Raw genomic sequence first — 25577 nt, forward strand, 5'->3', positions numbered from 1 at the left:
TCAAAATATTGTATACAAAAATATCTTTCGTTGTGTTCTATTTGTTCTATCGGTTTTCAACTGCCCTCAGGGCTTCTCACAACAAGAAGAGGACCTTTCCATGAACGCTTTGAACCTGAAAGTCGCGGTCAGCCTGGTGAATGCCGCGCTGGCAGCGGGCCGCAAGATCAATGCCGCGCCACTGACCGTGGCGGTGCTGGATGCCGGCGGCCACTTGCTGGCGCTGCAACGCGAGGATGGCGCCAGCCTGATCCGGCCGGAGGTGGCCACCGGCAAGGCCTGGGGCGCGATTGCCCTGGGCAAGGGCTCGCGCCTGCTGGCGCTGGACGCGCAGCAGCGGCCGGCATTTTTTGCCGCGCTGAACGGGTTGGGCGAGCGGCCGGTGGTGCCGGCGCCGGGTGGCGTGCTGGTGCGTGATCAGGACGGCAAGGTGCTGGGTGCGGTAGGGATCAGCGGGGATACGTCGGATATCGACGAGCAGTGCGCGATCAGTGCGATCGAGGAGGTGGGGTTGAAGGCGGATGCCGGTGTAGCGGCGTAAGGCTGAAGATGGCTGGGGCCGCTTTGCGGCCCTTTCGCGACACAAGGCCGCTCCTACAAGGGATCGCAGGTAGTACGCGATCCCTTGTAGGAGCGGCCTTGTGTCGCGATGGGCTGCAAGGCAGCCCCACTTACCCTGTCAGGCTATCTCGGGCTCACAGCCCTTGAGCACCATGCGGATGATGGTCTCCGCCGCCGCGTCATAATCGCTGTCGGCCAGCTTGGCCTTGCCGGTCACCGCAGAGATCTGCCAGTCGAAATCGGCATAGGTCTGGGTCGCTGCCCAGATGCTGAACATCAGGTGATGCGCATCCACATGGGCGATCTGCCCGCGGTCGATCCAGCGCTGGATGCACTCGATGTTATGCCGTGCCTGCTCGTTCAGCTGCGCTACCTGGTTCGGCGACAGGTGCGGGGCACCGTGCATGATCTCGCTGGCGAACACCTTGGACGCATGCGGCAGGTCGCGGGAAATGCGGATCTTCGAGCGGATGTACGCACTCAGCACTTCCTTCGGGTCACCGTCGGCATTGAACGGGGTCGACGCCTGCATGATCGGCGCGATGATGCTTTCCAGGACCTCGCGGTAGAGGTTGTCCTTGGATTTGAAGTAGTAATACACGTTCGGCTTGGGCAGGCCGGCCTTGGCCGCGATATCGCTGGTCTTGGTGGCGGCGAAGCCCTTGTCGGCGAATTCCTCGCTGGCCGCGCGCAGGATCAGTTCCTTGTTGCGCTCGCGAATGGTGCTCATGGTCAGGGATCTTCCTCGTGTCTGGCCACCTCTAAGAGGGATCGGGCATGGTAGCACCGGGCTCGACGGGCGCTCAAGGCAGCGGCTTTGGGCTAGAATCCTGGGCACTCACTCTTCTGGATACAGGCAAACATGGCAGGAAGCAGTCTACTGGTACTGATCGACGACATCGCCACGGTGCTTGATGACGTCTCGGTGATGACCAAGGTGGCGGCGAAAAAGACCGCAGGCGTGCTGGGCGATGACCTGGCACTGAATGCCCAGCAGGTCACCGGGGTGCGTGCCGAGCGCGAGATCCCGGTGGTGTGGGCTGTGGCCAAGGGCTCGATGGTGAACAAGGCCATCCTGGTGCCGGCGGCGCTGCTGATCAGTGCGTTCATCCCCTGGGCGGTGACGCCGTTGCTGATGCTGGGCGGCGCCTACCTGTGCTTCGAGGGTTTCGAGAAGCTGGCGCACAAGTTCCTGCACAGCAAGGCCGAGACTGACGCCGAGCATGAAGCGCTCAAGGAGGCGGTGGCCGATGCCAATGTCGACCTGGTGGCGTTCGAGAAAGCCAAGATCAAGGGCGCGGTACGTACCGACTTCATCCTTTCGGCGGAAATCATCGCCATCACCCTGGGCATCGTTGCCGACTCGCCGTTGACCCAGCAGATCGTCGTGCTGTCGGGTATCGCGGTGGTCATGACCATCGGCGTGTACGGGCTGGTGGGCGGTATCGTCAAGCTCGATGACCTGGGGCTGTGGATGACCCGCAAGGCATCACGCCTGGCCAGGGCGGTGGGTAACGGCATTCTGCGTGCCGCGCCATACATGATGAAGAGCCTGTCGGTGATCGGCACGGCGGCCATGTTCCTGGTCGGTGGCGGGATCCTGGTGCATGGCATCGGGCCGCTGCATCACGCCATCGAGGCGTTCAGTGAAGGGCGTGGCGGGGCGTTGACCGTGGCGCTGCTGAACGGCGGTGTCGGGGTTGTGGCCGGTGCCGTGGTGCTGGCGGTGGTGGGCATTGCGGGGAAACTGTGGCGGGCGGTTCGGCCGGCCAACTGAGTTGCATGGCCGGGGCTTTGCCCCGGTTCGCGGGTGAACCCGCTCCCACATGTATAGCGTCTGCCATGAATCCGGTGCGGACCCTGTGGGAGCGGGTTTACCCGCGAATGGGCCGCAAGGCGGCCCCTATACTCAGATCAGAAGTGAACCTTGAGCAGGAAGCTCATGGTGTTCTGGTCGGTGGTGAAGGCATCGGAATCCTTGATGCCGTACTTGTTCTTCCAGTAGTCGTACTCCACACCCACATACAGCTGCTTCTCGCCCAGGTGCAAGGCTTTGCCCAGGTCATACTTGATCTGCGGATTGAAGTGCAGGTTGGCCTGGTAGGTGCCGCGGCGGTTCTCGTCGTTGTCCACCACCCAGTCCATGAAACCGTCGATCAGCACATCGGACGAACCGACCGGAATGGTGTACGACCACACCGGGGTGATCTGCCACACGTTGTCGCCGGCGCGGCTGCCGTCGGTGGTGCGGTTGTAGAAGTTCAGCTGGAAGTAGTCGAAGCCAGGGATGTCCAGGTCGAAGCCAGGGCCGATCAGGTACGACTCGGTATCACCTTCGCCGAACTCGTAGGTCATCGCCAGCAGCACGTCCTTGACCGGGCCGAAGGCCAGCTTCTGGTCGAAGATCTTGCCGAACGACAGGCGCGGGCTGATTTCGCCGTAGTAGGTGTTCGGGCCATTGCCCTCATCTTTCTGGCCCTGGTAGAAGATCTTGTCGACAAAGATGAAGTTATCGCCGTACTTCCAGCCATCAGCGTGCTCGAAGGTCACGGTTTGCTGGATCGACGGGTTGACCTTGAAGTTCTTGCCCCACAGGTAGGTCAGGCTGTTGTTCTGCCATTGCAGCAGGTCGCCGCCGAAGGTGGTGCCACAGGCCAGCAGGCCGCCGGCGAGGATCAGGCTGTTGATGGTACGCATTGCGAGTGTCGCTCCCTTGATTGATCTATTGTCAGCGCTCGTTGTTGGCGCTTTTTTGTCTTTTGAGTCAGCTTTTTTCGATAGGCCACAGCTGTTTGGCAAGGGTTGAGCCAACTTTCCTGGGCTGGCAAAACCTTCCTGCTCGACTTCGTTCTGAACGGATGAAAAGGGTCTTTCAGGCTGGCAACACGTTGGCCAACCGCCCGAATTCATTGACTGAGCGGTCAGTAAACGCAGGCAGAATCCCTTCTGCCCTGATCGAGGGGGCGCGCAGATTACTGGCTTGCGCGCCTTGCCTCAAGTGCTCCGTCCTGGAGCAGTGTGGTACAAACTTGTGCGTTTGGTCAGCTTTCTAGAAGTGCACCTTGATCAGGGCACTGGTGACGCTCTGGTTACTGTCGATATTGCCTTGGCTGTCGATGCCGTACTTGTCCTTCCAGTAGCTGTACTCGATGCCCACGTACAGCTGCTTGGCGCCCAGGTTCAGGGCTTTGCCCAGGTCGTACTTGACCTGTGGGTTGAACTGCAGGTTGGCGTGGTAGGTACCACGGCGGGTCTGGTCGTTGTCGACCACCCAGTCCATGTAACCGTCGATCAGAATGTCGGACTTGCCCACCGGAATGGTGTACGAGAAGGCCGGGGTGATCTGCCAGACGTTGTCACCGGGGCGGCTGCCTTCGGTGTTGCGCAGGTAGAAGTTGAGGGTGAAGTAGTTGAAGCCGGGGATGTCCAGGTCGAAGCCGGGGCCGATCAGGTAGGCCTCGTTGTCGCCCTCGCCACGCTCGTAGGTCATGGCCAGCAGCACATCCTTGATCGGGCCGAACGCCAGCTTCTGGTCGAAGATCTTGCCGAACGACAGGCGCGGGCTGAACTCACCGTAGTAGGAGGTGACGCCTTTGCCCGGGTCGGGCTTGCCGTTGTAGAAGACCTTGTCGACGAACATGAAGGTATCGCCGTACTTCCATTTGTTGGCGTGCTCGAAGGTCACCGTCTGCTGGATGCGTGGGTTGACCTTGAAATCCTTGCCGTACAGGTAGGTCAGGCTTTCGCCATGCCACTGCAGCCATTCGCCAGCGTGGGCGGGGAGGGTGGCCAGCAGGCTGCTGCCCAGCAAGAGGGACGAGGTGATGCGTTTCATGTTGTGGTTCCCGGACTTATTGTTTTTGTTGGGTTTTTTTGGCGCGCAGGCGCCCCGGACGGCCCATTCCGGCGGGCCGACGGTGTAGCGTTTACGGCGAATTCGAGGCGGGGCGGCAGTGCGCCGCCCCCCTTGCTCAATGCTGGTGACAGGCTTCGTTGTGCACCGCGCGGTCGGCACCACCAAGGATGTTGAACAGCACGTTCAACACCAGGGCACTGACCGTGGCCATGGCGATGCCACTGTGGGTGATGGGCTCCATCCACTGGGGCATCTGGGCGAAGAACTCCGGACGTACCACGGGGATCAACCCGAAGCCGACGCTCACCGCAACCAGCAGCTGGTTGCGACGGTCGCCGATGTCCGCCTCCTGGAGAATCTTGATCCCGGTGGCGGTGACCATGCCGAACATGGCGATGGACGCGCCGCCCAGTACCGCAGGCGGGATCGAGGCAATCAGGAAGGCCGCCTTGGGCAGCAGGCTGAGCAGGATCAGCAGTGCACCGGCCACGATGGTGACATAGCGGCAGCGCACCCCGGTCATCTGCACCAGGCCGATGTTCTGGGCGAACGAAGAGTGGGTGAAGGTGTTGAAGAAGCCGGCGATGAACGACGCGCCTGCATCGCACAGCAGGCCGCGGCGCAGCATCCCTGGGGTAACTTCACGATCGGTCACCTTACCCAGGGCCAGGAACATGCCGGTGGACTCGACGAAGATGATCACCACCACCAGGCACATGGACAGGATCGGTGCCAGGCTGAAGGTCGGCATGCCGAAGTGCAGTGGGGTCACCACTTGCAGCCACGGTGCGTCGTTCAGGCCCGACAGGTCGACCATGCCGATGGAGCCGGCCAGGATGTAGCCCAGGCCCATGCCCACCAGCACCGACACGTTGACCCAGAAACCGCGCATGAAACGGTTGATCAGCAGGATCACCGCCAGCACCAGGCCGGCCACCAGCAGGTAGATCGGCGAGCCGAAGGTATCTGCCTGGTGGCCGCCACCGGCCCAGTTGACTGCCACCGGGAACAGCGACAGGCCAATCGAGGTGATCACCGTGCCGGTGACCAGTGGCGGGAAGAAGCGTACGACCTTGGACATGAACGGCGCGATCAGCATGCCGAAGAACCCGGCGGCGATGGTCGCGCCGAAGATCCCCTGCAGGCCCACGCCAGGCATGCCGGCCATGGCCACCATGCTGCCGACGGCAGCGAAGCTGGCACCCATCATCACCGGCATGCGGATGCCCACCGGGCCGATACCGAAGGACTGGATGATGGTAGCGACGCCAGCGACCAGCAGGTCGGCGTTGATCAGGAAAGCGACTTCTTCACGGGACAACCCGGCGGCCTGGCCGATGATCAATGGCACGGCGATGGCGCCGCCGTACATCAGCAGAACGTGTTGCAGGCCAACCAGGATCAGTTGGAACAGGGGCAAGGGCTCGCGCGGCGGCGCAACAGGGATGTACGCCTTGCGTGACTCGGACATGCAGCACCTCGAGTTTTGTTTTTATTCTCGGATCCAAGCGCCGGCCTCAGGCGGCAGGCTTCCGGTTAAGAGAGCCTGAGGTTCCCGCTTGAGGCTGAACGCTCGATGCTTGCTTGTTGCGTATGTCTTGAAACAGAGGCCGGGAGTGCCGGCCTCTTCGCGGGTGAACCCGCTCCCACAGGGGGCGGTGTTATCCCGACAATTGTGTTTCAGTTGACCGGGGCGCCTTTGGCGATCCAGTCACCGACCAGCTTGCGCTCTTCGGTGGTCATCTGGGTGATGTTGCCCAGCGGCATGATCTGGCTGGCGACCGCTTGCGCCTGGATGCGCGCGGCCTGGGCCTGGATCTGCTGCGGGGTGTCGAACATCACGCCGGCAGGGGCGGCGCTGAACAGTGGGCTGGTCGGCTTGGACGAGTGGCACACGGTGCAGCGTTCCTGGATGACATTGTGGATCTTGTCGAAGCTCTCGCCGCCAGCCTGGGCCGTGGCCTGGGCAGGGGCTTCGGCCGGCGCGGCAGGTGCTGCGGCAGCCTTGGCGGCGTCCTCGGCGCGTTGCTCGGCAGCGGTCTTGCCACCTACAGCGGTCGCAGGCAGTGGCTGGTACTCGACCTTCGCCGCGGCTTGCTCAGGACTGACGGCCATCGGTTTCGGACCGGTGACGTAGGCCAGGCAGATCATCGCCAGGGCGCCGACCGGCAGGGTCCAGGCGTACTTGTTGCTGTCGTGGCGGGTGTTGAAGTAGTGGCGGATCAGGACCGCGGCTACTGCGATACCGGCCAGGATCAGCCAGTTGTACTGGCTACCGTAGGTGCTCGGGAAGTGGTTGCTGATCATGATGAACAGCACCGGCAGGGTGAAGTAGTTGTTGTGGCGCGAGCGCAGCAGGCCTTTGGCCGGCAGTACCGGGTCGGGGGTCTGGTTGTTCTCGATCGCAGCCACCAGCTGGCGCTGGGCCGGCATGATGATGCGGAACACGTTGCCGACCATGATAGTGCCGATGATCGCGCCGGTGTGCAGGTACGCACCACGGCCGCTGAACACCAGGCTGAAGCCCCAGCACGCGGCGATGATCAGCACGAACAGTACAGCACCGAGCAGCGCTGGCTTCTTGCCCAGGGGCGAGTCGCACAGGAAGTCGTAGATGAACCAGCCGGCGATCAGCGAGCCGATACCGATGGCCACGCCTTCGGCACCGCTAAGGGTGCTGCCAGGGGCCAGCAGATACAGGGTCGGGTTCCAGTAGAACACCACGCACAGCAGGGCGATACCGGACATCCAGGTGAAGTAGGCTTCCCATTTGAACCAGTGCAGGTTCTCGGGCATTTTCGGGGGTGCGAGCTTGTATTTCTCCAGGTGGTAGATACCACCGCCGTGAATTGCCCAGAGATCACCCGACAACCCATCGCGCGGGTTGCTTCGGTTCAGGTGGTTCTCCAGCCAGACGAAGTAGAACGATGCACCGATCCAGGCGACACCGGTGATCATGTGAACCCAGCGAATGCTCAGGTTCAGCCATTCGTGAAGGTGTGCTTCCACAGTATGTACCTCTTGCCGGTCACCCGCTCGGGCATTGCCCTTGAATGACCGACCTTTTCTTATTGGTGGGGATTGAGGACCAGCATCTGTTCCTCGGTGAAGTAATGCTCGTCGCAGTTGTTACCGGAACCACTGCGATCAACCACCAGGAAGTCATCCCGCTTTTCGATCGTCAGCACCGGGTGGTGCCAGACGCCGCGATGGTAATTGACGCCCTGCCTGCCATTACTGCGGAAGGCTCGGACCAAACCTGATACAGGTGCATCGCCAACTGGCGCGACCACGATCAGAAAGGGGTTGCCGAGCAGCGGGATGAAAGCCTGGCTGCCCAGCGGATGGCGTTCCAGCATGCGCACGGTCAGCGGCATGTCCAGCGCGTCGGCGCGGAAGATGCTGATGATCGCCTTGTCTTCAGGCTCGGCGGTTTCGACCGTGGCGAGCTTGTGGAAGCGCATGGTCGAGCCGTTGTTGATCATGAAGTGGTCGCTGCCGTCGGTTTCGATCACGTCTCCGAAAGGGGCGAAGGCTTCTTTGGTCAGGGGCTCGATCATCAGGGTGCGCATGCGGATATCTCTTCTATGTTCGTTGTTCTGGATAAGGCTCAAGCGTTGCCGCGGCTTTACAGCTGCAGCAGGCGGAACAGGGCGATCAGGTTGATCTGCGCCAGGGCTTCCTTGAATTCGGCATCGGCATCGTTGTGGATGCGTTTTTCGAAGGAGGCGAGGATCTGGTGCCGGTTGCTGCCTTTAACCGCCATGATGAACGGGAACTGGAACTTGGCCTTGTAGGCGTCGTTCAGCTCGGTGAAACGGGCGAACTCTTCGGCGGTGCACTGGTGAATACCGGCGCCGGCCTGCTCGTTGGTGCTCGATTCGGTCAGCTCGCCCTGGATGGCGGCCTTGCCGGCCAGGTCCGGGTGAGCGTTGATCAGCGCCAGCTGGTCGGCGTGGTTGGCGCTGAGCAGGATGTCGCTCATGCGCTGGTGCAGCGCCTCGATCTCGTCCAGCTCGCCCAGTTGGCCCAGGTCGTAGGCTTTTTCGGCTACCCACGGCGAGTGCTCGTAGATGTCGGCGAATGCCTTGACGAAGGCGTCACGGCCCAGGGCGGATGGCTTGAGGGTGTTGAAGGCGGTCATCAGGCGTTCTCTTTCTTGTACGGGTGGGTGGCGTGCCAGTGGCGGGCGATGTCCACGCGACGGGCGAACCAGACCTGGTCATGGCTTTTTGCGTAATCGACGAAGCGCTTCAGTGCGGCCAGGCGTGCCGGGCGGCCGACCAGGCGGCAGTGCAGGCCGATGGACAGCATTTTCGGTGCTTCGGCGCCCTCGGCGTACAGCACATCGAAGGCGTCCTTCAGGTATTGGAAGAACTGCTCGCCGCAGTTGAAGCCCTGTACCTGGGTGAAGCGCATGTCGTTGGTGTCGAGGGTGTAGGGGATCACCAGGTGCGGCTTGCCGGTAGAGTTGTTCGGCTCCCAGTAGGGCAGGTCGTCGTCATAGGTGTCGCTGTCGTACAGGAAGCCACCTTCCTCCATCACCAGGCGACGGGTGTTCGGGCCGGTGCGGCCGGTGTACCAGCCCAGCGGGCGCTCGCCGGTGATTTCGGTGAGGATGCGGATGGCTTCGAGCATGTGCTCGCGCTCCTGGGCCTCGTCCATGTACTGGTAGTCGATCCAGCGGTAGCCGTGGCTGCAGATTTCATGGCCGGCCTCGGCCATGGCGCGGATCACGTCGGGGTGGCGCTGGGCGGCCATGGCCACGGCGAAGATGGTCAGTGGCACGCCGCTGTCCTTGAACAGCTTCAGCAGGCGCCACACGCCGGCACGGCTGCCGTATTCGTACAGCGATTCCATGCTCATGTTGCGCACGCCCTGCAGTGGCTGGGCGGCGACCATTTCCGAGAGGAATGCCTCGGACTCCTTGTCACCATGCAGGATGTTGCGTTCGCCACCTTCCTCGTAGTTGAGGACGAAAGACAGCGCGATGCGAGCGTTGCCCGGCCATTGCGGGTGAGGAGGGTTGTTGCCGTAACCGATCAGGTCGCGAGGGTAGTCAGCGCTCACTGCAGTCTTCCTTCTTGTGCGTTAGTGCGGGGGGTGGGCGGGCCGCGTCGGTATGTCGCACCACCGGATGGGCTGATTGTATACAACTTCTGAAATCTTTTGTAAGCCTGTTTTTCCGCATTTCTTCCCTTTTGTCGCCTCGCAGCGACCTGGAAAAACAGTGCAAGAAACCTGCCTGATTGGTCAGCTAATGACGTTGGCGTCTTTACGGCGCCTGTATTTGCGACCGATGGGTCGTTTATGGGCAAGAAACGGCGGGTGCGACAGAAGGGCTCAAAAAATTGTGTACAATTTTGCGATGGAATGTCTTAATGGCGTCATTCCCGCACATCTCAGGCCCTTTGGCGTGATGATGGCCGTGTATTTTTTGCCCACAGATTGAACAAGAGGCGACAAGCAATGGGACGTTTGACCACACACGTACTGGATGCCGCGCATGGCTGCCCGGGCAGCTCGATCAAGGTCGAGCTGTACCGTGTCGAAGGCCAGCAGCTGGAGCTGGTGAACACTGCCCTGACCAACAGCGATGGCCGTGTCGACGCGCCGCTGTTGCAGGGTGACGACTACCGTACCGGCGTCTACCAGCTGCAGTTCAGCGCTGGCGACTACTACCGCGCTCGCGGTGTACAGCTGCCGGCCCAGGCGTTCCTGGATGTTGTCGTGCTGCGCTTTGGCATCGACGAGCAGCAGGAGCACTACCACGTGCCGCTGCTGATCTCGCCGTACAGCTATTCGACCTATCGTGGAAGCTAGTTGGTCGCTAGAAGAATCTTCGTAGGTCCTTTGGCCCGCTCTCACACTGGCGGGCTTTTTTTCGTCTGCTGTTTGTCGCCGGCAAGCCAGCTGCCATCTGATCGGTAGCACTGGCCCTTGTAGGAGCGGCCTTGTGTCGCGAAAGGGCTGCAAAGCAGCCCCAGGGTTTCAGCGCAGACGCACAAATTGCCGGGGCTGCTCCGCAGCCCTTTCGCGACACAAGGCCGCTCCTACAAAGGCCAGTGCAGGTCAGCAGATTGATGCCGGCCAAATAAAGAAAGGGCGCCGAGGCGCCCTTGGTTGGTGCAGCAGGGTTCAGAGGAACACGAACTTGGCAATGAAGATCGCGCACAGCACCCACAGGCTGGCGGAGATTTCCTTGTATTTGCCAGTACCTGCTTTCAATGCCACATAGCTGATGAAGCCCAGGGCAATACCGTCGGCGACCGAGAAAGTCAGCGGCATCATGATCACCGTGACGATCGCCGGAATGCTGTCGGTGGCCTCGTCCCAGTGGATATGCGCCATGCTGCCCATCATCAGCATCGCCACGTAGATCAGCGCACCGGCGGTGGCATAGGCCGGAATCATCCCGGCCAGCGGAGCGAAGAACATCGCCGCGATGAACAGCAGGCCGACCACCACGGCAGTCAGGCCGGTACGACCACCAGCGGCCACGCCGGCAGCACTTTCCACATAGCTGGTCACCGGCGGCACGCCGACCACGGCGCCGAACACACTTGAAGCACTGTCAGCCTTCAGCGCCTTCGACAGGTTCTCGATACGCCCGTCCGGCGCCACCAGGTTGGCCCGCTGCGCCACGCCCATCAGGGTGCCGGCGGTGTCGAACATGTGCACGAACAGGAACGCCAGCACCACGCTGATCATGCTGACGTTGAACACGCCAGCCACATCCATGGCCATCCAGGTCGGTGCCAGGCTTGGCGGCATCGACATCACCCCGCCGAATTTCACCAGGCCCAGGCCCCAGCCGGCCAGGGTGACACCGATGATGCTGATCAGGATCGCACCGAACACCCGTTTGTAGCTGAGGATGGCGATCAGCAGGAAGCACACCGCCGCCAGCAGCGGCCCCGGCTCATGCAGCGAGCCCAGCTTGATCAGCGTGGCCGGGCTGTCGACGATGATGCCTGCCGTCTTCAGGCCGATCAGCCCGAGAAACAATCCGACGCCGGCCCCCATGGCATGGCGCAGGCTGACCGGGATGCTGTTGAGCAACCATTCGCGCACTTTCGACAAGGTCAGGAACATGAACAGCACACCCGAGACGAATACTGCGCCCAGTGCCGTTTCCCAGTTGTAGCCCATGGTGCCGACCACGGTGTAGGTGAAGAAGGCGTTAAGCCCCATGCCCGGCGCCAGGCCTACCGGCCAGTTGGCGTACAGGCCCATCAGCAGGCAGCCCAGCGCGGCGGCGATGCAGGTGGCGACAAAGGCGGCACCGTGGTCGATGCCGGCGTCGGCCATGATGTTGGGGTTGACGAAGATGATGTAGGCCATGGTGATGAAGGTGGTCACCCCGGCGATCATTTCGGTTCTGACGGTGCTGCCGTGTTGCTTGAGTTTGAAAATCCGCTCCAGCCAGCTCGTTTCGAGCGGTGGGGCAAGATCCAGCGTAGGGGCTTCGGATTTGCGGCTTTCCACAGCGAGTACTCCTCAAGTCTTTCTTGTTGTTATGGAGCCAGGGGCCTGAGCAATGCACTTGGCGGCTCCGCGAGGGAAGGCAGACGTCTGACCGGTTTGTTGACTTGTGGGTCAAGAAGTTGCTCGGTGGATTATGCTTTTGTGTACAAAGAATGCAAATAATGTTTTATGTTTTGTGTGCGCAATGCGTCGTACAACGGCTATATAGGTAAAAGGCCACCTGCAGAAACGGCTCAGCCTGTGTACAATGGCGCCATACTTTCCTTCGTGCCTCGAGAGCCCATGAACGAACAGCTGCAACCTCTGAAGAAACCTGCGCGTACCGGCAAGGCTGGCCGCAGTGGTACCCAGGACGACATCGTCTACGCGCATATTTTCGAGGCGATCCTCGAGCAGCGTCTGGCACCGGGCACCAAGTTGAGCGAGGAAGCGCTGGGCGAGATCTTCGGCGTCAGCCGCACCATCATCCGCCGCGCCTTGTCGCGCCTGGCCCACGAAAGCGTGGTGCTGTTGCGGCCGAACCGCGGCGCGGTGGTGGCCAGCCCGACGGTGGAAGAGGCCCGCCAGGTGTTCTTCTCCCGGCGCATGGTTGAACGGGCCATCACCGAACTGGCCGTGCAGCACGCTACCCTCGAGCAGCTCAACGAGCTGCGGCAGATGGTGCGCGAGGAACGCGACAGCTTCTCCCGTGGTGACCGCGGTGCCGGCATTCGTCTTTCCGGCGAATTTCACCTCAAGCTGGCCGAGGCCGCAGGTAATGCGCCGCTGGTCAGCTTCCAGCGCAGCCTGGTGTCGCAGACCTCGCTGATCATTGCCCAGTACGAAAGCGGCAACCGCTCGCATTGCTCGTATGACGAACACATGCAGCTGATCGATGCCATCGAGGCGCGCGATGCCGAGCAGGCGGTGAGCCTGATGATGCACCACATGGACCACATCGACAGCAAGCTGAACCTGGACGAGGAGAGTGCCTCGGACGATCTGCATGCGGTGTTCTCGCATCTTTTGAAAAAGCCCAAGGTATCGATCAAGGGTTGATCGTTTGCCTAGGTGAACGTAATGCGCCGTTGTGGGAGCGGGTTCACCCGCGAACACCGGCGCAGCCGGTGCCATACATGGTGTCGCCTTCTTCGCGGGTAAACCCGCTCCCACAAGAAGCACGGCCATTTCTGGTCATTGATCAAAGGTCTGCTAAATTCTTGTGAGCAAACCTTCATCAAGCAGTTGGGCTTGCGCATTCGTTGCGTTCAACTTCTTGAGGAATGGACTCATGAGCATGTCCCTCGGTAAACGCATGGGCGCCGAGCTGCTCGGCACCTTCTGGCTGGTGCTTGGCGGCTGTGGCAGTGCGGTACTCGCCGCCAGTTCCCCCATCGGCATCGGTGTACTCGGCGTCGCCTTCGCCTTCGGCCTCACCGTGCTGACCATGGCCTTCGCCATCGGCCATATCTCCGGCTGCCACCTCAACCCCGCCGTGTCGTTCGGGCTGGTGGTGGGCGGGCGCTTCCCGGCCAAAGAGCTGTTGCCCTACGTGATCGCCCAGGTGATCGGCGCCATCCTGGCGGCGGGTGTGATCTACCTGATTGCCAGCGGTAAGGCAGGTTTCGAGCTGTCTGCGGGATTGGCTTCGAACGGCTACGCCGACCACTCGCCCGGCGGCTACACGCTCGGGGCGGGCTTTGTCAGTGAAGTGGTGATGACGGCGATGTTCCTGGTGGTGATCATGGGCGCCACCGACGCCCGGGCGCCAGCGGGTTTTGCACCGATCGCCATCGGCCTGGCCCTGACCCTGATCCACCTGATCTCGATCCCGGTGACCAATACCTCGGTCAACCCCGCGCGTAGCACGGGGCCGGCCTTGTTCGTCGGAGGCTGGGCCCTGCAACAGCTGTGGCTGTTCTGGGTGGCGCCGCTGATTGGTGCTGCGATCGGCGGCGCACTGTACCGGGGCCTGGCAAAAGAACCTTAGCGCTGGTGCACGCAACGCCCTGCGGCGTAGGTTTCGCGCACGGTGCGGTCGTCGCCGAGGGTGGTGAGCACGAACAGGGTTTCCTCGATGCTGTTGGACTGCTGGATGCGGTAGTCCAGCAGTGGCGTGGCCTTGTAGTCCAGTACCACGAAGTCGGCATCGTTGCCCGGGCGCAGGCTGCCGATGCGGTCGTCCAGGCGCAGCGCGCGGGCGCCGCCGAGGGTGGCCAGGTACAGTGACTTGTACGGGTGCAGGCGCGCGCCCTGCAGCTGCATCACCTTGTACGCTTCGTTGAGGGTGTTGAGCAGCGAGAAGCTGGTGCCGGCGCCAACGTCGGTGCCCAGGCCCACATTGACCTTGAAGCGCTCGGCCTGGGGCAGGTTGAACAGGCCGCTGCCGAGGAACAGGTTGGAGGTGGGGCAGAAGGCCACGGCCGAGCCGGTTTCGGCCAGGCGCTGGCATTCGTCATCGCACAGGTGCACGCCATGGGCGAATACCGAGCGTTCGCCCAGTAACTCGAAGTGGTCGTATACGTCCAGGTAACCCTTCTGCTCGGGGAACAGCGACTTGACCCAATCGATTTCCTTGAGGTTTTCCGACAGGTGCGTGTGCATGTACACGCCCGGGTGCTCCTTGAGCAGTTGGCCTGCCAGCGTCAGCTGCTCAGGCGTACTGGTCGGGGCGAAGCGCGGGGTGACTGCATAGTGCAGGCGGCCCTTGCCGTGCCAGCGCTCGATCAGTGCCTTGCTTTCGGCATAGCCGGACTCGGCGGTGTCGGTCAGGTAGTCCGGGGCGTTGCGGTCCATCATCACCTTGCCGGCGATCAGGCGCAGGTCCAGGCGCTCGGCTTCCTCGAACAGGGCATTGACCGATTCCGGGTGCACGCTGCCGAACACCAGGGCGGTGGTGGTGCCGTTGCGCAGCAGTTCCTTGAGGAAGATCTTCGCCACCTGGTCGGCGTGGCCCTTGTCGGCGAACTGCTTTTCGCAGGGGAAGGTGTAGGTGTTCAGCCAGTCCAGCAGCTGTTCGCCGTAGGAGCCGATCATGCCGGTCTGCGGGAAGTGGATGTGGGTGTCGATGAAGCCCGGGGTGATCAGCGCGTCCTGGTAGTGCTCGACCGGGATATCGGCGTCCAGGGTCGGCAACAGTTCGGCGGCGTGGCCTACGGCGCGGATGCGGCCGTCGTCGACTACCAGCAGGCCGTCCTCGAAGTATTCATGGGAAGCCTCCAGGCCCACCTCGGCCGGGTCGGCGATGCTGTGCAGGATGGCGGCACGGTAGGCTTTGCGGGTAACGGTCATAACACACTCGTCAAATGGCTTGGCTGCGCCGGGAAGGCGGCAGCAACTGGGCAATGGGGCCGGCATTGGCGGCAGCATCGTGCTGGCCGAAGCAGGCGTTGTAGGTGGCGATGATTTCACCGGCGATGGACACGGCGATCTCGATGGGCAGCTTGCCCTTGACCTCGGCCAGGCCCATCGGGCAGCGCATGCGCGCCATCACGGCATCGTCGTAGCCGCGCTCGCGCAGGCGGTGCTCGAACTTGACCCGTTTGGTCTTCGAGCCGATCAGGCCGAACCAGGTGAAGTCGTTGCGCTTGAGAATGGCGGCGGTCAGTTCCAGGTCGAGCTGGTGGTTGTGGGTCATGACGATGCAGTAGCAGCCTGGCGGCAGGTCTGCCACTTCGTCGACCGGCTCCTCGCTGACCACCTTGGTCACCCCGTCGGGGATCAGGGCAGGGAATTCCTGCTCGCGCGAATCGATCCAGCGCACCCGGCAGGGCAGCGCGGCGAGCAAGGGTACCAGAGCCCGGCCGACATGGCCCGCGCCGAACACCGCGATCTGCGCCTGCACCGCGGCCATGGGTTCGAACAGCAGCACCGTGACGCCGCCGCAGCACTGGCCAAGGCTGGCACCGAGGCTGAAGCGCTCCAGGTGCGGGGTAGTGCGGTGCTCTTCGAGCATCTGCCGGGCGATGTGCAGGGCCTTGTATTCCAGGTGGCCGCCGCCGATGGTGTCGAACAGGCCGCTGGCGCTGACGACCATTTTCGAGCCGGCATTGCGCGGGGTCGAGCCGCGTTCCTCGATGATGGTAACCAGCACGCAGGCTTCGCCACGGGACTGGTGGTCGGCGAGGGCGTTGATCCATTGGTGCATGATGCAATTCCTCTTCAGAACAACGCGGTCCGCTTTGTGTAGGAGCGGCGGCGTTACTGGGTGACGGTTTCCAGCTCCGGCTCGGCAGGTTGCGCTGCAGCCACGGCCTTGCGCATCTGCTCGCAACCCCACAACACCCGCTCCGGCGTCGCCGGCGCATCCACCTGTGGCTGCACGCGGTAGTCGGCGATGCTGGCCACGGCGTCCTTGATCGCGCACCAGGCAGCGATGCCGAGCATGAACGGCGGCTCGCCCACGGCCTTGGAGTGGAACACGGTGTCTTCCGGGTTCTTGCGGTTCTCCACCAGCTTTACCCGCAAATCCAGCGGCATGTCGGCCACTGCCGGGATCTTGTAGCTGGCCGGGCCGTTGGTCATCAGCTTGCCCTTGGCGTTCCACACCAGTTCTTCGGTGGTCAGCCAGCCCATGCCCTGGATGAAGCCGCCTTCCACCTGGCCGATGTCGATGGCCGGGTTCAGCGAATCACCCACATCGTGCAGGATGTCGGCACGCAGCATCTTGTACTCGCCGGTCAGGGTGTCGATCACCACTTCCACGCAGGCGGCGCCGAAGGCGAAGTAGTAGAACGGCCGGCCACGTGCCTGGCTGCGGTCGTAGTAGATCTTCGGCGTACGGTAGAAGCCGGTGCTGGACAGTGACACCTGGGCGAAGTAGGCCTGCTGCACCAGCTGCTCGAAGCTGACGATCTGGTCGCGCACGCGCACATGGCCGTTGCGGAACTCGACGTCTTCCTCGGTCACCTGGTAGTGCCGCGCGGCGAACTCGGTCAGGCGCTTCTTGAGGATTTCGGCAGCGTTCTGCGCCGCCTTGCCGTTCAGGTCGGCACCACTGGAGGCCGCGGTCGGCGAGGTGTTGGGCACCTTGTCGGTGTTGGTGGCGGTGATCTGGATGCGGCTGAAATCGACCTGGAAGATCTGTGCCACCACCTGTGCCACCTTGGTGTTCAGGCCCTGGCCCATCTCGGTGCCGCCATGGTTCAGGTGGATGCTGCCGTCGGTGTAGATATGGATCAGCGCACCGGCCTGGTTGAGGAAGGTGGCGGTGAACGAAATACCGAACTTGACCGGGGTCAGCGCCAGGCCCTTCTTCAGGATCGGGCTGTTGGCGTTGAAGCGGCGGATCGACTCGCGGCGCTCGGCGTAGTCGCTGCTGGCTTCCAGTTCGGCGGTCATCTCTTCGAGCATGTTGTGCTCGACGGTCTGGTAGTAGTGGGTGACGTTGCGCTCGGTCTTGCCGTAGTAGTTGGCCTTGCGCACCGCCAGCGGGTCGCGGCCCAGGTGGCGGGCGATGTGGTCCATCACCTGCTCGATGGCGACCATCCCCTGCGGGCCGCCGAAGCCGCGGTATGCGGTGTTGGAGGCGGTGTTGGTCTTGCAGCGGTGGCCGTGCACGGTGGCATCGCCCAGGTAGTAGGCGTTGTCGGAGTGGAACATGGCGCGGTCGACGATCGAACCGGACAGGTCGGGCGAGTAGCCGCAGTTGCCGGCCAGATCGAAGTTGATGCCGTGCAGGCGCCCGTCGTCGTCGAAGCCCACGTCGTACTCGACGTAGAACGGGTGGCGCTTGCCGGTCATGGTCATGTCTTCGACCCGTGGCAGGCGCATCTTGGTGGGCTGGCCGGTCAGGCGCGCGACCACGGCGCACAGGCACGCCGGGCTGGCGGCCTGGGTTTCCTTGCCGCCAAAACCGCCACCCATGCGGCGCATGTCCAGCACCACCTTGTTCATTGGCACGTCGAGTACTTCGGCGACCAGCTTTTGCACTTCGGTGGGGTTTTGCGTGGAGCAGTAGACGATCATGCCGCCATCTTCGGTGGGCATCACCGAGGAAACCTGCGTTTCCAGGTAGAAGTGCTCCTGGCCACCGATGTGCAGGGTGCCCTGGATGCGGTGCGGGGCACTGGCCAGGGCAGCAGCGGAATCGCCACGCTGGTGGGTGTGGCTGTCGAGCACGAAGTGCTTCTTGCGCAATGCTTCGACCACATCCAGCACCGGCTCCAGGTCTTCATACTCGACGATGGCGGCCATGGCCGCACGGCGTGCGGTGTCGAGGTCGCGGGCGGCCACGGCGAGCACCGGCTGGCCGAAGAACTCGACCTTGTCGATGGCCAGCAGCGGGTCGCCGGCTACCACCGGGCCGATGTCCTTGAGGCCGGGGATGTCTTCGTGGGTGATGGCGATGCGCACGCCCTCGAAGGCATAGCACGGCGTGGTGTCGATGCGCAGGATGCGCGCGTGGGCGCGGTCGGCGGTGCGTGCATAGACGTGCAGCTGGTTGGGGAATTCCAGGCGGTCGTCGATGTACACCGCCTCGCCGGACACATGCTTGTCGGCGCTGTCGTGCTTGACGCTGCGGCCGACCCCGGTGGTCAGGTCCTGGCTGAACAGTTCGGCCATCTCGGCCTGGCTCTTGGCTACGTGATGGTTAGACATAAGCGGTCACCCGGGTTTCGATGTACGGCGTTTGCTGTTCGATGAAGTACTTGCGCAGCAGGTTCTGCGCGGTCAGCAGGCGGTATTCCTTGCTGGCGCGGAAGTCGCTGAGCGGGGTGAAATCTTCCGCCAGGGCCTGGCAGGCGCGCTCGATGGCGGCCTGGTTCCACGGCTTGCCGCGCAACGCCGCTTCGCAGGCGAGGGCCCGTTTGGGGATCGCCGCCATGCCGCCGAAGGCGATACGCACACCGCTGACCACGCCGTCTTCGATGCTCAGGTTGAAGGCGCCGCACACGGCGGAAATGTCATCGTCCAGGCGCTTGGACACTTTATAGGCGCGGAACGCCCAGTCGCTGGTGGCGCGCGGCACGATGATCTTCTCGATGAACTCGCTGTCCTGGCGGGCAGTGATGCGGTAGTCGATGAAGTAGTCTTCCAGTGGCATCACCCGCTGGCGCTCGCCCTGGCGCAGGACGATCTGCGCATCCAGGGCAATCAGCAGGGGTGGCGAGTCGCCGATTGGCGAAGCGTTGCCGATATTGCCGCCCAGGGTGCCCTGATTGCGGATCTGCAGCGAAGCGAAGCGGTGCAGCAGGGCGCCGAAGTCCGGGTATTCCTCGTTCAGCGCGCCGTAGCAGTCGGTGAGCGGGGTGGCGGCGCCGATTTCCAGGTGGCTGGCGGTTTTCTCGATGCGCTTGAGCTCGGCCACATGGCCGACGTAGATCATCACCGGCAAGGTCTTGTGGAACTGGGTGACTTCCAGGGCCAGGTCGGTGCCGCCGGCCAGCAGTCGCGCCTCGGGGTGCGAGCTGTACAGGTCGGCCAGGTCGGCCACGGTCAGTGGTACCAGGCAGCGCTTGTCGCCGCTGTTCAGTTCGCCGGTCTGGGTTGGCGCAATGGCCTTGAGGCGGCTGATGGTCTGTGCCTGCTGGGCATCGAACTGGTCGCGGCAAGGCTGGCGGCAGCTCTGCTCGGCGGCGTCGAGGATCGGCCGGTAGCCGGTGCAGCGGCACAGGTTGCCGGCCAGGGCTTCCTGGGCCTGGTGCAGGTCGGGGCCGCTGCTGTTCTTCTGCAGGGCGAACAGCGACATGACGAAGCCGGGGGTGCAGAAGCCGCACTGCGAGCCATGGCAATCGGCCATGGCCTGTTGCACGCTGTGCAGCTGGCCTTGGTGCTTGAGGCCTTCGACGCTGATCAGTTGCTTGCCGTGCAGCGACGAAACGAAGGTCAGGCACGAGTTGAGGCTGCGGTAGCGCAGGCTGTCGTTGCCCTGGTCGTCCTGGGTCAGTTCGCCGACCACCACGGTGCAGGCGCCGCAGTCACCACTGGCGCAGCCCTCCTTGGTGCCAGGTTTGCCCAGGTGCTCGCGCAGGTACTGCAGCACCGTCATGTTCGGGTCCAGGGCATGCTCACTACGCAGCTCCTGGTTGACGAGAAACTGGATCACGGGGATGGCCTCGCAATGGTTTTATTGTTGTTGGGCGGACTCTAAGCAAGAGCTGTCCAGCTGGTCAATATTTTTCTGACTCAAAGGTCAAGAAATTGCTCATGTCCGAGCCCGGCCGCACACATTGCCCATATTTCAAGCATAGATCGCGCCGGGCGCCTGGATGCCTTGCAGGTCAAATAAACCGCCAGGCCCCTCTGCGCGATTACCGGCCAAGTACGCTACAATCCGCTTCTTGTGCCCAGTTCAATGATTTTGAAGGAAAACCATGACGTTCAAGGCCCCGGACAGCCTCTCCGAGCAGATTGCCGATTACCTGGCCGAACGCATCATCCGCGGCGAGCTGGCGCCAGGCGAGCGTATCCAGGAGCAGAAGGTCACCCAGGCTCTCAACGTCAGCCGCGGCTCGGTGCGCGAGGCGCTGCTGATCCTCGAACGCCGCCACCTGGTGGCGATCCTGCCGCGCCGGGGTGCCCATGTGACCGAACTCGACGAGCGCAGTGTGCGCAGCCTGTGCGCACTGATGGGTGAGTTCTACATCCTGCTGGGTAACGCGGTTGCGCAAAAATGGCGCACCGATGCCGACCTGCGCCCGTTCCTGGAGATCCAGCAGCGCCTGCAGCGGGCCCATGACCAGCTGGACATCAAGGCCTTCGTCGCCGACAGCTTCGCGGTCATGCGGGCGGCCTATCCGTTCGCCGACAACCCGTTCCTGCAGGAAACCGTGGAAAACCTGCAGCCGGCGATGAGCCGTGCCTACTACCTGTCGCTGGACCAGCGCCAGGCCAACATGATCGATTACCTGGACCTGTTCGCCCGCCTGCTCGACGCCGTGATCGCCCGTGATCTGCCGCGCATTCGCGAGGTGCTCACCGCCTATGGCCAGCGCAGCTGCGAACTGGTGCTGGCGGCGTTGGCCCGAGGCTGACCGATGCGCCTGAAGTGCATTCGCCTGGCCGGGTTCAAGTCGTTCGTCGACCCGACCACGGTCAACTTTCCCAGCAACATGGCGGCCGTGGTCGGCCCCAACGGCTGTGGCAAATCCAACATCATCGATGCCGTGCGCTGGGTGATGGGCGAGAGTTCGGCGAAGAACCTGCGCGGCGAGTCGATGACCGATGTCATCTTCAACGGCTCCAGTGGCCGCAAGCCGGTCAGCCAGGCCAGCATCGAGCTGGTGTTCGACAACAGCGAAACCACCCTGGTCGGCGAATATGCCGCCTACGCCGAGATCTCGATCCGCCGCAAGGTCACCCGCGACGGGCAGAACAGCTACTACCTCAACGGCACCAAGTGCCGCCGGCGCGATATCACCGACATCTTCCTCGGTACCGGCCTGGGGCCGCGCAGCTACTCGATCATCGAACAGGGCATGATCTCCAAGCTGATCGAGGCCAAGCCCGAGGAGCTGCGCAACTTCATCGAGGAAGCCGCCGGCATTTCCAAGTACAAGGAACGCCGCCGTGAAACCGAGAGCCGCATCCGCCGCACCCAGGAAAACCTGGCGCGCCTGACCGACCTGCGCGAAGAGCTGGAGCGCCAGCTGGAGCGCCTGCACCGGCAGGCCCAGGCGGCCGAGAAGTACCGCGAATACAAGGCCCAGGAACGCCAGCTGAAGGCACGCCTGTCGGCCTTGCGCTGGCGCGACCTGGACGACCGGGTGCGCCAGCGCGAGGCGGTGATCGGCGACCAGGATGTGTCCCATGAGGCGCTGGTGGCCGAGCAGCGCAATGCCGATGCCAGCATCGAGCGCCTGCGCGATGGCCATCACGAATTGTCCGAACGCTTCAACCAGGTGCAGGGCCGTTTCTACTCGGTGGCCGGTGACATCGCCCGGGTCGAGCAGAGCATCCAGCACGGCCAGCAGCGCCTGCGCCAGCTGCAGGATGACTTCAAGGAAGCCGAGCGCACGCGCCTGGAAACCGAGTCGCACCTGGGCCACGACCGTACCCTGCTGGCTACCTTGGGCGAAGAGCTGGCCATGCTCGAACCCGAGCAGGAAATGACCCTGGCCGCTGCCGAAGAAGCCACTGCCGCCCTTGAAGAGGCCGAGCTGGGCATGCACGGTTGGCAGGAACAGTGGGACAGCTTCAACAGCCGTTCCGCCGAGCCGCGCCGCCAGGCCGAAGTGCAGCAGGCGCGCCTGCAACAGCTGGAGGCCAGCCTGGAACGCCAGGCCGAGCGCCAGCGCAAGCTGGGCGAGGAGCGTGAGCTGCTGGGCAGCGACCCGCAGAATGCGGCCATGCTCGAACTGGCCGAGCAGCTGGCTAGCAGCGAAATGTTGCTGGAAGAGTTGCAGTTGTCGGAAGAGCAGGTGGTCGAGCGCCTGGAAGGCGCGCGTGAACAACTGCAGCAGGCCACCCAGGCCCAACAGCAGGCGCAGGGCGACCTGCAACGCCTGGGCGGGCGCCTGGCCTCGCTCGAAGCCTTGCAGCAGGCCGCCCTGGAGCCGGGTGCAGGTGCTGCGGACTGGCTCCAGGGCCAAGGCCTGGAGCAACAGCCGCGGCTGGCTGAAGGGTTGCGGGTCGAGCCGGGCTGGGAGCTTGCGGTAGAAACCGTGCTCGGCGCCGACCTGCAGGCTGTGCTGGTGGACGACTTCAGTAATCTGGATTTTGCCGGCCTGGAGCAGGGCGAGTTGCGCTTGCTGCTGGCGAGCGGTACCGGCTCGTCGCTGCCCGGGAGCCTGTTGGAAAAGGTCGAAGGCCGTGTCGACCTGGCGCCCTGGCTGGGCCAGGTCAAGCCCGTGGCAGACCTTGCCCAGGCGCTGGCGCAGCGCGCGTCGCTCGGCGAAGGCCAGAGCCTGGTCAGCCGCGATGGCTACTGGGTTGGCCGACACTTCCTGCGGGTGCGCCGTGGCGGCGAAGCCGAAGGCGGCGTGCTAGCGCGTGGCCAGGAGATCGAGCGCCTGGGCCAGGAGCAACTGGAGCAGGAAGCGGCGCTGGAGCAGTTGGAACAGCAACTGCAGGCCCTGCGCGAGCAGCAGCTGGACCTTGAAGAACAGCGTGAACAACTGCGCCGTCGCACCCAGGAAGAAAACCGCCTGCATGGCGAGCTGAAGGCCAACCTGTCGGCTGGCCGCGCACGTGCCGAGCAGGTCGAGCTGCGCCGCCGGCGCCTGCAGGAAGAGCTGACCGAGCTGGAAGAACAGCGCGCCGTGGAGCATGAGCAGCTGGGCGAAGCCCGCCTGCTGCTGCAGGAGGCCCTGGAGCTGATGGCCCAGGACACCGAGCAGCGCGAGCAGTTGATGGCCCGCCGCGACACCCTGCGCGAAAGCCTCGATCGCGTGCGCCAGGAGGCCCGCCAGCACAAGGATCACGCCCACCAGCTGGCTGTACGCCTGGGCTCGCTGCGCGCACAGCATGATTCCACCCGCCAGGCCCTGGAGCGCCTTGAGCAGCAGGCCGCGCGCCTGACCGAGCGCCAGGAGCAACTGAGCCTGAACCTGGAAGAGGGCGAGGCCCCACAGGAAGAACTGCGCCTGAAGCTGGAAGAGCTGCTGGAGCGGCGCATGAGCGTCGACGAGGAAATGCGCCAGGCTCGCCTGCACATGGACGAAGCCGACCGCGAACTGCGCGACGCCGAAAAGCGCCGTACCCAGGCCGAGCAGCAGGCCCAGTTGCTGCGTGGCCAGCTGGAGCAGTTGCGCCTGGAGTGCCAGGGCCTGGATGTGCGGCGCAAGACCCTGCAGGAGCAGTTGCTGGCCGATGGCTACGACCTGCAAGGCGTGCTCGCCACCCTGGAGGCCGAGGCCAGCGAGCAGGGCACCGAACAGGAGCTGGAGCAGCTCGAGGCGCGTATCCAGCGCCTGGGGGCGATCAACCTGGCGGCCATCGAAGAGTACGAGCAGCAGTCCGAGCGCAAGCGCTACCTGGACGCCCAGGACGCCGACCTGGTCGAAGCCCTGGAGACCCTGGAAAACGTCATTCGCAAGATCGACAAGGAAACCCGCAACCGCTTCAAGGATACCTTTGATCAGATAAATGCCGGATTACAGGCACTTTTCCCAAAAGTTTTCGGTGGTGGCAGCGCTTATCTGGAACTGACGGGCGAAGATCTACTCGATACAGGGGTAACGATCATGGCGCGACCACCGGGCAAGAAGAACAGCACCATCCATCTGCTGTCCGGCGGCGAGAAGGCACTGACCGCATTGGCGCTGGTGTTTGCCATCTTCAAGTTGAACCCCGCACCGTTCTGCATGCTCGACGAAGTCGACGCGCCGCTGGACGATGCCAACGTCGGGCGTTACGCCCGTCTGGTCAAGGAAATGAGTGAAAGCGTGCAGTTCATCTACATCACCCATAACAAGATTGCCATGGAGATGGCGGATCAATTGATGGGGGTGACCATGCATGAACCGGGCTGTTCACGTCTGGTTGCCGTCGATGTGGAGGAGGCCATGGCCATGGTCGATGCCTGATGCTCGACGATAAGGGCATATTCCGTAGCGAAATGCCCCCGCCATGTGCGACAGACGGTGTAAAGTTGTCTTTGGTCGTGCTAGCTTAATGTCACTCGTTTTTTGCGTGGGTAAAACGCCTGTCAGAACATAGAGTTGGCGCCACGTGTTAAAGGGCTTTGAACCCTTTGTTTTCAAGCATATTTTTATAGAGGCACGGGATTACATGGAAATCGGTCTGCGCGAGTGGCTGATCGTCATCGGCATCATTGTCATTGCCGGGATTCTTTTCGACGGCTGGCGCCGCATGCGCGGCGGGAAAGGCAAGTTGAAATTCCGTCTGGATCGCAGTTATTCCAACCTGCCGGACGAAGAGGGCAATGCCGAAGTGCTTGGCCCGTCGCGGGTGCTGGATACCCACAAGGAGCCTGAGCTGGACGAAAGCGACCTGCCGTCGCTCAGTGCTTCTGCGCGTGATCGCGAGCGTGAGCCCAAGCCGGCCAAGGCTGCCAAGCGCGGCAAGCGCGCCACCGCTGCTGCGGATGCACAGCAGGGCGACCTGAACCTGAGCGCCGAGCCACGCGAGCCCGACCTGTTTGCCGACAGCGATGACGACTTTGCCGCGGAAAATACCCGCAGCAACGGTGCGGCGCCTGCCAGCAACAGCGTCAAGGAGCTGCCGCCGGCCGAGGAAGTGCTGGTGATCAGCGTCATCTCCCGCGACGAGGGTGGCTTCAAGGGCCCGGCGCTGCTGCAGAACATTCTGGAAAGCGGCCTGCGCTTCGGCGAAATGGACATCTTCCACCGTCACGAGAGCATGGCCGGTCACGGCGAGGTGCTGTTCTCCATGGCCAACGCCGTCAAGCCCGGCGTGTTCGACCTGGACGACATCGACCACTTCAGCACCCGCGCGGTGAGCTTCTTCCTCGGCCTGCCGGGCCCGCGTCATCCGAAGCAGGCCTTCGATGTGATGGTGGCTGCGGCGCGCAAGCTGGCGCACGAACTGAACGGTGAGCTCAAGGACGACCAGCGCAGCGTGCTGACCGCCCAGACCATCGAGCACTACCGCCAGCGCATCGTCGAGTTCGAGCGCCGTGCGCTGACCCAGAAGCGCTGACAGATCCAGACGAAAGAGCAGCCTGAGGGCGTGCTGGTCGGTTCGGGTGTTGTTATCGCCTGTGCCGGCCTCTTCGCGGGTAAACCCGCTCCCACAGGGACACCACAAACCTCAAGGGCTGTGATGTCCC

At 63.1% G+C, this 25577-nt stretch carries 21 protein-coding genes; 8 read left to right on the forward strand and 13 right to left on the reverse strand.

Annotated features, from left to right (window positions below; genetic code table 11):
- Positions 1 to 100 precede the first annotated feature (100 nt).
- Positions 101 to 541, forward strand: coding sequence for a heme-binding protein (locus CAG00_RS08110; protein WP_013973539.1), 441 nt, complete (start codon positions 101 to 103; stop codon positions 539 to 541).
- A 138-nt stretch (positions 542 to 679) separates the two neighbouring features.
- Here CAG00_RS08110 and CAG00_RS08115 read toward each other — a convergent pair whose 3' ends face one another.
- Complete coding sequence (locus tag CAG00_RS08115) at positions 680 to 1291, reverse strand: TetR/AcrR family transcriptional regulator (protein WP_025340035.1); 612 nt, start codon at positions 1289 to 1291, stop codon at positions 680 to 682.
- Between the two features lie 132 nt (positions 1292 to 1423).
- On the opposite strand from CAG00_RS08115, the gene CAG00_RS08120 reads away from it, so the two are divergent.
- Positions 1424 to 2338, forward strand: a complete 915-nt coding sequence (locus tag CAG00_RS08120; RefSeq protein ID WP_085664004.1) for a DUF808 domain-containing protein — start codon at positions 1424 to 1426, stop codon at positions 2336 to 2338.
- Between the two features lie 137 nt (positions 2339 to 2475).
- Here the strand turns inward: CAG00_RS08120 and CAG00_RS08125 are convergent, their stop codons facing one another.
- From CAG00_RS08125 to puuE, 7 genes are all read right to left on the reverse strand, one after another.
- A complete protein-coding gene (locus tag CAG00_RS08125; RefSeq protein ID WP_025340033.1) occupies positions 2476 to 3258 on the reverse strand; it encodes an outer membrane protein OmpK in 783 nt (260 codons plus the stop codon).
- 352 nt (positions 3259 to 3610) lie between these two features.
- Positions 3611 to 4396: an outer membrane protein OmpK gene (locus CAG00_RS08130; protein WP_075045891.1), complete on the reverse strand. Its 786-nt coding sequence runs from the start codon at positions 4394 to 4396 to the stop codon at positions 3611 to 3613.
- A gap of 136 nt (positions 4397 to 4532) precedes the next feature.
- Positions 4533 to 5888, reverse strand: a complete 1356-nt coding sequence (locus CAG00_RS08135) for a nucleobase:cation symporter-2 family protein (protein WP_085593158.1) — start codon at positions 5886 to 5888, stop codon at positions 4533 to 4535.
- 209 nt (positions 5889 to 6097) lie between these two features.
- A complete protein-coding gene (locus CAG00_RS08140) occupies positions 6098 to 7426 on the reverse strand; it encodes a urate hydroxylase PuuD (protein ID WP_013973534.1) in 1329 nt (442 codons plus the stop codon).
- A gap of 59 nt (positions 7427 to 7485) precedes the next feature.
- Positions 7486 to 7989, reverse strand: coding sequence for an ureidoglycolate lyase (locus CAG00_RS08145; protein ID WP_003259500.1), 504 nt, complete (start codon positions 7987 to 7989; stop codon positions 7486 to 7488).
- A 56-nt stretch (positions 7990 to 8045) separates the two neighbouring features.
- Positions 8046 to 8561 (reverse strand): 2-oxo-4-hydroxy-4-carboxy-5-ureidoimidazoline decarboxylase, encoded by a 516-nt coding sequence (gene uraD / locus CAG00_RS08150; RefSeq protein ID WP_025340030.1) that lies wholly within the window; start codon positions 8559 to 8561, stop codon positions 8046 to 8048.
- A complete protein-coding gene (puuE, locus tag CAG00_RS08155; protein ID WP_025340029.1) occupies positions 8561 to 9487 on the reverse strand; it encodes an allantoinase PuuE in 927 nt (308 codons plus the stop codon). Before puuE ends, uraD begins: the two co-directional genes overlap by 1 nt.
- Positions 9488 to 9886: 399 nt before the next feature.
- Here puuE and uraH point away from each other — a divergent pair, with 399 nt between their 5' ends.
- Positions 9887 to 10240 carry a hydroxyisourate hydrolase gene (gene uraH, locus CAG00_RS08160; RefSeq protein ID WP_003259496.1) on the forward strand — a complete coding sequence of 118 codons (354 nt, stop codon included), beginning with the start codon at positions 9887 to 9889 and terminating at the stop codon, positions 10238 to 10240.
- A gap of 315 nt (positions 10241 to 10555) precedes the next feature.
- Here uraH and CAG00_RS08165 read toward each other — a convergent pair whose 3' ends face one another.
- A complete protein-coding gene (locus CAG00_RS08165; RefSeq protein ID WP_013973528.1) occupies positions 10556 to 11905 on the reverse strand; it encodes an NCS2 family permease in 1350 nt (449 codons plus the stop codon).
- Positions 11906 to 12187: 282 nt separating this feature from the next.
- Between CAG00_RS08165 and CAG00_RS08170 the strand changes: the two genes are divergently transcribed.
- Together CAG00_RS08170 and aqpZ are read left to right on the forward strand one after the other, a co-directional pair.
- Entirely contained in the window at positions 12188 to 12943 is a 756-nt protein-coding gene (locus tag CAG00_RS08170; RefSeq protein ID WP_085664005.1) for a GntR family transcriptional regulator, read from the forward strand.
- 232 nt (positions 12944 to 13175) lie between these two features.
- The gene (gene aqpZ / locus CAG00_RS08175) at positions 13176 to 13874 is read left to right on the forward strand and encodes an aquaporin Z (RefSeq protein ID WP_025340028.1); all 699 of its coding nucleotides are present in this window, start codon (positions 13176 to 13178) and stop codon (positions 13872 to 13874) included.
- Here the strand turns inward: aqpZ and guaD are convergent.
- Genes guaD through xdhA form a run of 4 tightly spaced genes read right to left on the reverse strand, consistent with a single transcriptional unit; the run spans position 13871 to position 19931 of the window.
- On the reverse strand, positions 13871 to 15175 hold the full coding sequence (guaD, locus tag CAG00_RS08180) for a guanine deaminase (protein WP_075045889.1): 1305 nt from the start codon (positions 15173 to 15175) through the stop codon (positions 13871 to 13873). The genes aqpZ and guaD overlap by 4 nt on opposite strands.
- A 10-nt stretch (positions 15176 to 15185) precedes the next feature.
- Positions 15186 to 16031, reverse strand: a complete 846-nt coding sequence (gene xdhC, locus CAG00_RS08185) for a xanthine dehydrogenase accessory protein XdhC (RefSeq protein ID WP_025340026.1) — start codon at positions 16029 to 16031, stop codon at positions 15186 to 15188.
- Between the two features lie 53 nt (positions 16032 to 16084).
- The gene (xdhB, locus tag CAG00_RS08190) at positions 16085 to 18484 is read right to left on the reverse strand and encodes a xanthine dehydrogenase molybdopterin binding subunit (protein ID WP_085664006.1); all 2400 of its coding nucleotides are present in this window, start codon (positions 18482 to 18484) and stop codon (positions 16085 to 16087) included.
- Positions 18477 to 19931, reverse strand: a complete 1455-nt coding sequence (xdhA, locus tag CAG00_RS08195) for a xanthine dehydrogenase small subunit (RefSeq protein ID WP_085664007.1) — start codon at positions 19929 to 19931, stop codon at positions 18477 to 18479. Before xdhA ends, xdhB begins: the two co-directional genes overlap by 8 nt.
- A gap of 268 nt (positions 19932 to 20199) precedes the next feature.
- Between xdhA and CAG00_RS08200 the strand changes: the two genes are divergently transcribed.
- The 3 genes from CAG00_RS08200 (at position 20200) to zipA (ending at position 25447) form a co-directional block, all read left to right on the forward strand.
- Positions 20200 to 20859 carry a GntR family transcriptional regulator gene (locus tag CAG00_RS08200; protein ID WP_015271155.1) on the forward strand — a complete coding sequence of 220 codons (660 nt, stop codon included), beginning with the start codon at positions 20200 to 20202 and terminating at the stop codon, positions 20857 to 20859.
- Between the two features lie 3 nt (positions 20860 to 20862).
- Complete coding sequence (smc, locus tag CAG00_RS08205) at positions 20863 to 24351, forward strand: chromosome segregation protein SMC (RefSeq protein ID WP_085664008.1); 3489 nt, start codon at positions 20863 to 20865, stop codon at positions 24349 to 24351.
- 205 nt (positions 24352 to 24556) lie between these two features.
- Positions 24557 to 25447 carry a cell division protein ZipA gene (zipA, locus tag CAG00_RS08210; RefSeq protein WP_025340022.1) on the forward strand — a complete coding sequence of 297 codons (891 nt, stop codon included), beginning with the start codon at positions 24557 to 24559 and terminating at the stop codon, positions 25445 to 25447.
- Positions 25448 to 25577: the final 130 nt, after the last annotated feature.

The organism is Pseudomonas sp. B5(2017), assembly GCF_002112825.1.
GTDB classification, from domain to species: domain Bacteria; phylum Pseudomonadota; class Gammaproteobacteria; order Pseudomonadales; family Pseudomonadaceae; genus Aquipseudomonas; species Aquipseudomonas putida_Z.

Bases quoted from the DNA above. Each gene is read 5' to 3' on its own strand.
- guaD (WP_075045889.1), bottom strand. From the start codon at position 15,175: ATGACCGTTACCCGCAAAGCCTACCGTGCCGCCATCCTGCACAGCATC.
- smc (WP_085664008.1), top strand. From the start codon at position 20,863: ATGCGCCTGAAGTGCATTCGCCTGGCCGGGTTCAAGTCGTTCGTCGAC.
- zipA (WP_025340022.1), top strand. From the start codon at position 24,557: ATGGAAATCGGTCTGCGCGAGTGGCTGATCGTCATCGGCATCATTGTC.
- CAG00_RS08110 (WP_013973539.1), top strand. From the start codon at position 101: ATGAACGCTTTGAACCTGAAAGTCGCGGTCAGCCTGGTGAATGCCGCG.
- xdhB (WP_085664006.1), bottom strand. From the start codon at position 18,484: ATGTCTAACCATCACGTAGCCAAGAGCCAGGCCGAGATGGCCGAACTG.
- uraD (WP_025340030.1), bottom strand. From the start codon at position 8,561: ATGACCGCCTTCAACACCCTCAAGCCATCCGCCCTGGGCCGTGACGCC.
- CAG00_RS08145 (WP_003259500.1), bottom strand. From the start codon at position 7,989: ATGCGCACCCTGATGATCGAGCCCCTGACCAAAGAAGCCTTCGCCCCT.
- xdhC (WP_025340026.1), bottom strand. From the start codon at position 16,031: ATGCACCAATGGATCAACGCCCTCGCCGACCACCAGTCCCGTGGCGAA.
- CAG00_RS08135 (WP_085593158.1), bottom strand. From the start codon at position 5,888: ATGTCCGAGTCACGCAAGGCGTACATCCCTGTTGCGCCGCCGCGCGAG.
- CAG00_RS08170 (WP_085664005.1), top strand. From the start codon at position 12,188: ATGAACGAACAGCTGCAACCTCTGAAGAAACCTGCGCGTACCGGCAAG.
- CAG00_RS08115 (WP_025340035.1), bottom strand. From the start codon at position 1,291: ATGAGCACCATTCGCGAGCGCAACAAGGAACTGATCCTGCGCGCGGCC.
- CAG00_RS08200 (WP_015271155.1), top strand. From the start codon at position 20,200: ATGACGTTCAAGGCCCCGGACAGCCTCTCCGAGCAGATTGCCGATTAC.
- CAG00_RS08130 (WP_075045891.1), bottom strand. From the start codon at position 4,396: ATGAAACGCATCACCTCGTCCCTCTTGCTGGGCAGCAGCCTGCTGGCC.
- CAG00_RS08125 (WP_025340033.1), bottom strand. From the start codon at position 3,258: ATGCGTACCATCAACAGCCTGATCCTCGCCGGCGGCCTGCTGGCCTGT.
- CAG00_RS08120 (WP_085664004.1), top strand. From the start codon at position 1,424: ATGGCAGGAAGCAGTCTACTGGTACTGATCGACGACATCGCCACGGTG.
- aqpZ (WP_025340028.1), top strand. From the start codon at position 13,176: ATGAGCATGTCCCTCGGTAAACGCATGGGCGCCGAGCTGCTCGGCACC.
- uraH (WP_003259496.1), top strand. From the start codon at position 9,887: ATGGGACGTTTGACCACACACGTACTGGATGCCGCGCATGGCTGCCCG.